Source organism: Enterococcus sp. CWB-B31 (assembly GCF_020567645.1).
In the GTDB taxonomy this organism is placed as follows: domain Bacteria; phylum Bacillota; class Bacilli; order Lactobacillales; family Enterococcaceae; genus Enterococcus_L.
On sequence record NZ_JAJDJW010000019.1, the window covers coordinates 58,424 to 68,533 of the forward strand.

The following is a 10,110-nucleotide window of genomic DNA, read 5'->3' on the forward strand; positions in this document are numbered from 1 at the left end:
AAAAATGAAAAATCATCGACCTGCACGCTATTTCCTGTCATACTAAAGAGGACAGGAGAGGCTTGTAGGTCGATGATTAATTGAGCCCCTTCTCCAAGTTGACCTTGAGGGACAAACTAGATCGTTCTACTTATTTGCTCCTGCGATTACTCGTCGCACGAAAAGACGGTTGTTGCGACCGTACATTTGATATTACGAATTATTTATCGGATGTTTTTCGATGCGTCCCGTTACCAAGAATTTGGAGAAAGATAGTTACAAGAGAAAAAGACAACTCTAACGCTTACAGTTATCAAATCAGTCTAGACCAAATCTAGCTAACTACGAATGAAGTAGGAGGTAGCCTTTTTTGAGCTGTTTAATTTTCGTATAAAAAGCGCCTAGCTCCGAGATGCCAGTTCTGTTTTCTAAATTATTTATAGTAGAACTGTATGAGTAGCAAGGCGTAGAAGAACTGCTTTTGAAACACTGTTTATTCTTTTTTGGGAGGCAGGAATATGCTAATATCACAATCCCTTCAATATATCCTCAATATTCAAAGATTAACAAGAACCGCAACATGAAGTTGATCCACATGTCGATGATGCTGAACAGCTTATTGAGCCGCTGCTTGCAGTTGTTTCAGGAATTGCCGATACTCCATCCAAATTCAGTAGTTCTAATTCCAAATCGAATTCATTTACCCTTAATTCACTTGTACTGATTTCTTTTCCCATAACTGTTTCTCCTTCCGTTTTTTTATTACACCCATACAATACCTTAATACCTCTGCCAAATGTCAGTTATTACATATGAGCTTATTTACTGTACTCAATCATTTAAATCAAAATTTCCAAGTGTGACATTTTCAGTCGTAACTGTTCATAGATAGTAAGATTTGATTATATTTCTTCTTTATTTTAGTAATAGCAAAGTGATTATGAACTCAAAAAAGAACCTCCAGGGTCCTCATGTATGTACCTGATGAAATGGCCTGGAGGTTCTCAACTATTTAATTATTTTATCTGCACCTTCGCTATCTTCCCTTGTTCGATATACACCATCAGTATACTCAAATCAGCCGGGTTCACTCCGCTGATTCTGCTTGCCTGCGCAATGGTTTCAGGCTGGATTTTCTGCAGCTTTTGTTTTGCTTCTGTTGCCAGTCCATTGATCGCTTCGTAATCGATATTTTCAGGGATGCGTTTAGCTTCCATGCGTTTCAGCTTATCAACTTTTTCCAGTGCTTTTTTGATATAGCCTTCGTATTTGATTTGGATTTCTACCTGTTCAATAACTTTATCGTCTAACGCTTCTTCCTCTGCCGGAATAAACTGAAGAACTTCATGATAGGTCATTTCAGGTCGTTTCAGGAAATCAGCAGCAAGGACTCCATCTTTTAATGGTACTGAGCCTTTTTCTTCTAAAAATGCCTGTACACCCGCTGTCGGCTTTATTCTAACCGAATTTAAACGTACAATTTCCTTTTCAACTGCCTCTTTTTTCACCAGATAGCTCTCATATTGTTCTTCCTGTACAAGACCAATCTCATGTCCTTTTTCAGTTAAACGTAAATCAGCATTGTCATGTCGCAGAATTAGTCGATATTCTGCTCTTGAAGTCAACAGACGATATGGCTCATTGGTTCCTTTCGTCACTAAATCATCAATCATCACGCCAATATAGCCATCACTGCGCTTCATTACAAACGGATCTTTCTCCTGAACTTTCAGCGCCGCATTAATTCCAGCGATCAATCCTTGTCCAGCTGCTTCTTCATAGCCGCTCGTACCATTTGTCTGTCCGGCAGTAAACAGATTTTCAATGATCTTTGTTTCCAGCGTTGGACGCAGCTGATGAGGAACAACGACATCGTATTCAATTGCATAGCCTGTACGCATCATTTCCGCTTTCTCCAACCCGGCAATGGAGTGAAGAACATCGGTCTGTACATCTTCTGGAAGAGATGTGGAGAGCCCTTGTACATATACTTCTTCTGTATTCAGACCTTCCGGTTCCAGGAACAGCTGATGTCTCGGTTTGTCTGAAAAACGGACAATTTTATCCTCTATAGACGGGCAGTAGCGAGCACCCACTCCTTCGACAATTCCTGTAAACATTGGCGCTCGATGCAGATTCGCTTGAATAATTTCGTGTGTTCTTTCGTTTGTATAAGTCAGCCAGCAGGAACGCTGATCAAGATTATAAGCACTATCCGGCGTACTAAAGCTGAAGTGATTTGGCCGCTCATCCCCTGGCTGTTCTTCGGTAACCGAGTAATCAATGCTGCTGGATTTCACCCGTGGCGGTGTCCCTGTTTTAAAACGATCCATTTCAAGACCCAGCTCTTTTAAATGGTCTGCCAGACCAATAGACGGCAGTGAGTTATTGGGACCGGAAGAATACTTTAATTCTCCGATAATGATTTCTCCACGCAAGGCAGTTCCCGCAGTGATAATCACTGCTTTACTTTGATAAGCAGCTCCTGTTGTCGTAACAACTCCTTTACAGGTACCATCTTCAACAATCAGGTTTTCTACAATTCCTTGACGCAGCGTTAGATTCTCCGTTTGTTCGATCGTATGCTTCATCTCTGATGCATAAGCATGCTTGTCTGCCTGTGCCCGCAACGCACGAACAGCAGGGCCTTTTCCTGTATTCAGCATCCGCATTTGAATATACGTTTTATCGATATTTTTGCCCATTTCTCCACCCAATGCATCGATTTCACGGACAACGACACCTTTAGCCGGTCCGCCAACAGATGGATTACAAGGCATAAATGCGACCATATCCAAGTTAATTGTCAACAGCAGCGTTTTACTTCCCATACGAGCTGCAGCCAATGCTGCTTCTGATCCTGCATGTCCGGCTCCGACAACAATAACATCATATGTTTCTGCACTAAATTGATTCATTAATGTTAGGCTCCTTTAATTTTTACTAATAGGGACTGTGACATAAGTATGTCTGAGTCCCCTAAAACCGAATAAACGGCGTTCCAGTCTTTGTATGATTCGAACATTCGTAAGAACTATAGACGCAGAAAAATGGATACAGTGTAATGTTTTGTCTCAAGAATCATTAGACTCGTAGAGACAGCAGTTCTTCTACGCTACGCATACAGTTCTACTACATCAAGTGAGCTAGTTTCATTCAAGGAATACTTATCGAAACTACACATACCATTCTGCTAAAGTACGAATATAAGCAGAAATGGCAAAGTAGAACTAGCACTGGTCGGTCCTAAACTGCGCCGAGTAATCGCAGGCAACATCTCGGAAATAAGTCGAACGATACTGAAATATAAGCAGCTCCAGAAAGGTATCCATTCACAGCTATTCATTTTATGACTAGTGTTCCTTGACAATTTTCGGATATTCCGACTTATTGACATAAATCACTACGATTGACTTGTCAGAGTAGATGATGCATGTTACCTATTTGGTTCTTGAGGGGGAACACTTCTGCTCCTGCGGTTACTCCTCGCAGTTACGTTCGTATACGTGCTCCTGCTATTACTCCTCGCAGTTACGTTCGTGTACATGCTCCTGCTATTACTCCTCGCAGTTTATTCGTGCATGTGCTCCTGCGGTTACTCCTTGCAGTTATATTCGTGCATGTGCTCCTGCGGTTACTCCTCGCAGTTACGTTCGTGTACGTGCTCCTGCAATTACCCGTCGCATGGAGAAGCTTTGGCACAATCTTTTTTCTTTATATTTATACAACTGAATTTTTCTATTGCTATACCACTTATTTTCCTAAACAAAACTGGCTGAACAACTGTGTAATCAACTCATCCTGCACACTGTCTCCGACAATCTCTCCCAGATAATCCCAACAGCGGGTCATATCTATTTGAACCAGATCTACAGGCATGCCTGCTTCAATCCCTCGAATTACTTCTTCCAATGATAACACTGCCTGATCCAGTAAAGCGATATGACGAGTATTGGAAACATAGGTCGCATCTTTCTCACCTGTTTTACCACCAAAAAACAACTCAGCAATTTTTAATTCCAACTGTTCCATTCCTGTATTGGATAAAACAGAAACCGGAAGAATTTCTTCTACTTCTGCCAGCTGAGTCAGCTCTTCTTTATCTAACACAGAGGGTAAATCCATTTTATTTAGTAAAATAATTCGCTTCAGTCCTTTTGTTGCTTCCAAAAGCTGCCTGTCTTCAAGTGTCAATTCTTCATTCTGATTTAATACCAGTAAAATCAGATCAGACTCTGCCAGTGCTTTACGGCTGCGTTCCACACCAATCTGCTCCACAAGGTCTTCCGTTTCACGAATCCCTGCTGTATCGATCAGCTTCAGAGGCACTCCGCGAACATTGACATATTCTTCAATTACATCTCTGGTTGTTCCGGCAATATCTGTGACAATCGCTTTTTCTTCCTGCAGCAGATGATTCAGCAAGCTTGACTTCCCAACATTTGGACGACCAATAATTGCTGTACTCAGTCCCTCTCTTAGGATTTTCCCCTGCTTGGCTGTTGTCAGCAACCCCTTAATTTGGGCTTTAACAAAGACAGCTTTTTCCAACAGAAGTCTAGTTGTCAGCTCTTCCACATCGTCATATTCAGGATAATCAATATTCACTTCAACCTGAGCCAATGTTTCTAAAATTTCCTGTCGCAATGACCGGATTAATACAGATAAATTTCCATCCAGCTGATGCAGCGCTACTTGCATGGCTTTGTCTGTTTTTGCCCGAATCAAATCCATTACTGCTTCTGCCTGAGATAAATCCATTCGTCCATTTAAAAAAGCTCGTTTAGTGAATTCTCCCGGTTCTGCCAGACGTGCACCTTCCCTCAATAGCAGCTGCAGCAGCTGATTAACAACCACAATACCACCATGACAATTGATTTCCACAACATCTTCCCGGGTAAATGTTTTTGGTGCTCTCATTACTGAAATCATCACCTCATCAAGCAGTTCATTTGTTTTCGGGTCAAAAATATGACCATAATGAATGGTATGGGATGGTACCTCTTCTAACTTCTTGCTGCCGAAACGATAAACGCTGTCTGCAATCACAACAGCCTCATCTCCGCTCAAACGAACAATGCTGATTGCTCCCTCTCCAGGAGGTGTGGAAATAGCGGCAATTGTATCAAACTCCAAAGTCACTTGCTGCATCATTCTCTTCCTTTCTCTGTATACCTATGTATAAATAAAAACAATATTCTATATTTAAGCTACAAAAAAAGCGCCCACTCCACCCTTTGTCCTTAAAAGGTTGGATTTAGCACTTTGACTGCTTTATTCCGTCTGTTTTTTACTGGAAATAGAATAGCACAAATTTAATGATTACGCAATACAGACTCTTTCAAATTGCTTAAACTTTAACAGATATTAGCTTTGCTTTTCCTTCTATTAATCATTACAATAAAGAGGACATAACTTTAGGAGGTAAACATTATGAGTCGAAATAATAATATTCAAAGTTTGGAAGATCAGATCAGCAGCATTACCCTGTCCACAGGAAATATTAATAAGAAATATATTTTGCGGGATATTATTTTTGCAGCTGACCGAGTAGAGGAGGACTTGTTTGCTCCAGAAGCAGATCCGAACGCTATCTTTGCAAATGTCTGCCTGAAGCTGAAGCAAATGGCGTTTGAATATCATGCAGATGCAGTAATCAACTGCCATTTTGAAGAAAAACTAGTTGTAAAAGAGGATGAGAAATTTATCGAAATCTTTGCGTATGGAACCGTTGTTCAGTATACACCGACCACAATAGGATAATTGAAACAGAAGACCGGGAAACAAAATCCTCGGTCTTTTGCTTTTTCAAGATAAATGACCTGTAAAGCGGGTCATTTTTTTCGCAGACCTATGAAATAATTGCCTGCAATTAGGGAGACTCTTTTGATAAAGTATGGAAAGGAATGATTACTTTGAGAAAGAAGGGTTCAAATGAAAGATGAACTGAAAAAAATCCCCGGTATTCTTGCAGGGATTATTATTATTTCCATAGGATTGAATTTTTTCCTGCTTCCTCATGGCATAGCTTCCGCTGGTGTAGGCTCCATTGGCTATCTTCTTGAAATACTCTTGCTCATTGACCGCACAGTTATCGTTTGGAGTGTAAATCTGCTGATGCTTTGTCTGGCTTTTTTATTTCTGAATCGAGATGTATTTCTAAAAACACTTCTAGGCAGCCTGATGTTTCCAGTCATTTTGAGCTATGTTCCAGTTGTTTCTGTAACCAGATTTTTCCCAGTTGCTTTGATTATCGGCAGCTTCATGTTCAGCCTGGGTATATTCATCCTCTATCAGATTGGGGCTTCTAATGGCGGAGTGACTGTTCCGCCGCTGATTTTTAATCGTCATTTTGGCATGGATCGTGCAACTGGTGTTTTTTTAACGAATCTCGTGATCATTTTATTAAATTTTATTGTTTTTGGTGTTCGAGAAGCTGTTGTCTCAGCTATTTCGATCTATCTCATTGCCATTTTTATGAAAAAAATGATGCAGATAAAAGAAACAGCCGCCGAAAGAAAAAAAGATGCGATAAGAGATTTATCTAACTAATTAAGTAAACATTAAAAATAACAGTAACATACTCACTATTAACAACTATTAAACAAGAACGCTATAGAGTCTATTACAACTGAAACGCTTGTATTGATTATAAGGATTGTTTTAATACTAAGTTTATAAGACCATTTATTTATGACAAATAAAAAAACCTGATTATGGGAATCAGGCCTGGGAGAAGCGTATTCGCTTCAACTACTTTATCTCCGTATTGCCTACGTTGATAAGAATGATTTCGTAGTAAATATACTTTGTTTGCACTCTTTTGTCAATGAATTTTGAAAGATTCCTATTAAATAATCATTTTACATTCATATTTCTGAAAAGTTTTTTGAAAAATACATAGGACTATTTTTATTTTGACAGTTCTACCAAGGCCTTTCTGAAAACAATGGACGAAAGTCTTTCAAAGAGGTACGATAAATAAAAACGAGGAGAATAATTATGCTAAATACAATAGATATGCATTGTGATACAATAATGAAAATTTATCAAAGCAAGCAAAATGGATCAGCAGAATACCTAAGAAGCAACACGTTTCAAATTGACCGGAAAAAACTGAAGAAGGGAGAATATCTGCTTCAAAATTTTGCCCTATTCATGGATAAAAAAGAAACTGCTGATCCCTACAAAACCTGCAAAGAAATGATTGCTTGCTTCTATGAGGAAATGGAAAAAAATCAGGATTGGATTAAACCTGTTAAAAGTTATGCAGACATACAAGCCAATCAAAATGACAACCTCATGAGTGCGCTGCTGACGATGGAAGAGGGAGCACCTGTTTGCGGAGATTTGAAAAAGCTGGAGGAGTTTTATCAGGAGGGAGTTCGGATGATGACTCTTACCTGGAATTATCTGAATGAAATCGGGTTTCCAAACGCAGCATTTTTTAATGAAGAAACACAGACTTTGACGACTGCTCAGCAAGGCTTAACAGAACAGGGAACAGCCATCGTCCAGCGTATGGAGCAGCTGGGAATGATCATTGATGTCTCTCACGGCTCAGATCAGCTGGTTGAAGATGTTCTGACTCACACTAAAAAACCATTTGTTGCCAGTCATTCAAATGCCCGTGCTGTTTGCTCTCATTTTCGAAATCTGCCCGATCCTCTGATTAAAAAAATTGCCGAAAGAGGCGGTGTAATCGGTATAAACTACTTTGACCTGTTTCTAAAAGAGGAAAATAGGTTTGTGTCGCTAACTGATGCATTTATTGCTCACGTGAATCATTTTCACACTATCGGAGGGATTGATTGTATTGGTCTAGGATCAGATTTTGACGGCATTCCTGTCTCATCTGAACTGCCTGATGCTTCTTCTGTCACTAAACTGTATCAGGCACTGGACCAAGCCGGCTACTCTTCCGGGGAAGTAGAAAAGATTTTCACCGGAAATGTTCTTCGTCTTTATAAAGAGTGTTTATAGCAGCCGATCTTATTTATAATAAAAATAATGCTTTTAGACGATCCAATTCTATAACTATGGAGCGAAAAAAACTTTCCCGACTAGGTCCTCATAATCTATGCTACAAATGAATCGGGCAAGAGGTTAATTATTAGTTGACTAGCCGACCTCTCACACCACCGTATGTCAGACTGTCTAACAAATACTTCAACATAAAAAATCTACTTTTGATTTTGCTCACTCGCAGTTCCAAACGACATCAAAATAACAAAAAATAAAAGCTTCAGAATCATTTGATTGCCAATAACCTTTTCAAAAATAGTTCAACCAGCCTCGTAATAGCTGGTTGATTTTCTCGATTCAATAGTTTATCCTTAGCCGCAACTGCAGCCGATTTTACAGTATTCGTTCTTCTTCATTTCAGTTAAAAGTAGGAAGTTCAGCACTATATCTGCTGCTGAAGAACTATCTACGGTTACAATTTCCTGTGAGCGGTTTCCTAACACCTTCCCAAGTTGCTTAATTTCTTATTCATCTGATAATCCCAAGATAAACTCTTAATTTTCTTTGATCTCAGCTTTATCAACTTTTGTAATTAAAAATGATGACTAGTGCTCTTGACCAAACTATAGATTACATTAAAAGATAGTCTATAAATGGTGTTCAATGATAGAAAATGTCTGCTTGTATGTTTCATATGTTACTATATAGCCGTACAAATACTGCCCCACAGAGAACAGCAGCCATCAGTAGGTTGATCCAAAGCGGTTTCATTTTTTTGATTCTATTGATTTCATTTACCTTGCCTACTTGCTAAAAGTCAATTATGTATTTCCCGTCCTATCTCCCTATCATATTCTTTTAAACACAGCATGTAGCCTTTGGAGCGAACAGTACGTATAATCATCGGATCTACCGCATCAGATTCAATTTTTTCCCGCAAATGAAAAATTAAATTTGCCACTCGATAGTTTTGATTATTAAATTCTTTATCCCATATTAATTCAAATAATTCTTTGTATATGACAGTATTGTTTTTATTCTTATAGAGAATTTCCATAGTTTTGTATTCTAGACGAGTCAAAGGAATTTCTTTTTTCCCATTAATCTTCACACTATGATTTCTAGGAATAAGTTCCAGTGATTTTGTACCTGACATTACTTCTTCTTCCGGTTCTAACTTTTTTAAGTGCTTTCCTTCATAAAAAAATGCTTTTTTACATTTGTTTAAATTATTTGAAATAAATAATTGAAGTTCATTGGGTTCCAAATCCTCCGGTATAATACCTAATGCACCTAATTGCAGATAAACACTTCTCATAATTTTTTGTAGGTTGGAGGACATAACCCATACATATACATTTGGCTTCTCTTTAAGTTTCAACAGGATACTACATGTACAAGCTGTATCCTGTACAGCATCTTCACAAATAATCATTCCATCACATTCAGACTCTCTTTCTTCAAAATTATCTGCAGTCAACTGAACTACATTAATATCATTTTTTTCCAGAATTTCTGAATAGGATTCTTCAAATTTAATTGATAGATTAATAACACCTATGTTCATGACAGGAGTCTCCTTTTCTTTTTTTCTAAATTTCAATTTCTATCCAATTTAATTAAAAAATAATTTCTTTTCCAAACATAATAATGAAATAATTTTTAATAAAATTAGTATTTTTACACACTTCATTTTAGAACAATCTATTTTATAAGTCCATACTATTTCTTATATTTTTTTAAAATAAAAATATGATTAAATTAATTATATATAACACATTTAACTATTTGTTTCGAAAACCAACAGATAGATTTTTATTTTATCTAAAATAAAAATGATCTATATCGTTCATCAAAAACAAATAAATTCAATATATTTGTGGATAATGAACTAAAATTATTTTTAAAAAAAGAGATGCTTACTCGCTCTTTTTAAATATGTCTTGTATCTTATTTTAGACTGCATAACTCTAAGAGCTTAAAATCCAAACTACAAGCCGGCAAAACTATCCTTTTATGTGACTCTAATACCTGTTGAAATAGGGCTCTATAATTTATTGGACTGATAGAAAAAAATCTATCGGTCCTATTTTCTCATTAAAAAACAAGGAAGACACACAACATTTCCGCTAGAATAGAATCACCACAAAACCAACTAGAAAGGAA

Annotated in this window: 8 protein-coding genes; 3 read left to right on the plus strand and 5 right to left on the minus strand. The window is 37.8% G+C overall.

Annotated features, from left to right (window positions below):
• Positions 1–542 precede the first annotated feature (542 nt).
• The 3 genes from LI954_RS14125 to mnmE form a co-directional block, all read right to left on the minus strand.
• On the minus strand, positions 543–716 hold the full coding sequence (locus LI954_RS14125; protein WP_229444778.1) for a thiazolylpeptide-type bacteriocin: 174 nt from the start codon (positions 714–716) through the stop codon (positions 543–545).
• Between the two features lie 279 nt (positions 717–995).
• Positions 996–2,897 carry a tRNA uridine-5-carboxymethylaminomethyl(34) synthesis enzyme MnmG gene (gene mnmG / locus LI954_RS14130; RefSeq protein ID WP_229444779.1) on the minus strand — a complete coding sequence of 634 codons (1,902 nt, stop codon included), beginning with the start codon at positions 2,895–2,897 and terminating at the stop codon, positions 996–998.
• An 835-nt stretch (positions 2,898–3,732) separates the two neighbouring features.
• The gene (gene mnmE, locus LI954_RS14135) at positions 3,733–5,130 is read right to left on the minus strand and encodes a tRNA uridine-5-carboxymethylaminomethyl(34) synthesis GTPase MnmE (protein ID WP_229444782.1); all 1,398 of its coding nucleotides are present in this window, start codon (positions 5,128–5,130) and stop codon (positions 3,733–3,735) included.
• A gap of 282 nt (positions 5,131–5,412) precedes the next feature.
• On the opposite strand from mnmE, the gene LI954_RS14140 reads away from it, so the two are divergent.
• The 3 genes from LI954_RS14140 to LI954_RS14150 all read left to right on the plus strand — a co-directional run bounded on the left by LI954_RS14140 (position 5,413) and on the right by LI954_RS14150 (position 7,962).
• A complete protein-coding gene (locus tag LI954_RS14140) occupies positions 5,413–5,742 on the plus strand; it encodes a hypothetical protein (protein WP_202067250.1) in 330 nt (109 codons plus the stop codon).
• A gap of 171 nt (positions 5,743–5,913) precedes the next feature.
• Entirely contained in the window at positions 5,914–6,531 is a 618-nt protein-coding gene (locus LI954_RS14145) for a YitT family protein (RefSeq protein WP_202067249.1), read from the plus strand.
• A 450-nt stretch (positions 6,532–6,981) separates the two neighbouring features.
• Positions 6,982–7,962 (plus strand): dipeptidase, encoded by a 981-nt coding sequence (locus LI954_RS14150; RefSeq protein ID WP_202067248.1) that lies wholly within the window; start codon positions 6,982–6,984, stop codon positions 7,960–7,962.
• 291 nt (positions 7,963–8,253) lie between these two features.
• Here LI954_RS14150 and LI954_RS16385 read toward each other — a convergent pair whose 3' ends face one another.
• Together LI954_RS16385 and LI954_RS14155 are read right to left on the minus strand one after the other, a co-directional pair.
• Positions 8,254–8,301 carry a hypothetical protein gene (locus LI954_RS16385; RefSeq protein ID WP_420705913.1) on the minus strand — a complete coding sequence of 16 codons (48 nt, stop codon included), beginning with the start codon at positions 8,299–8,301 and terminating at the stop codon, positions 8,254–8,256.
• A gap of 460 nt (positions 8,302–8,761) precedes the next feature.
• Positions 8,762–9,511, minus strand: a complete 750-nt coding sequence (locus tag LI954_RS14155) for a winged helix-turn-helix domain-containing protein (protein WP_202067247.1) — start codon at positions 9,509–9,511, stop codon at positions 8,762–8,764.
• Between the last annotated feature and the right edge of the window lie 599 nt (positions 9,512–10,110).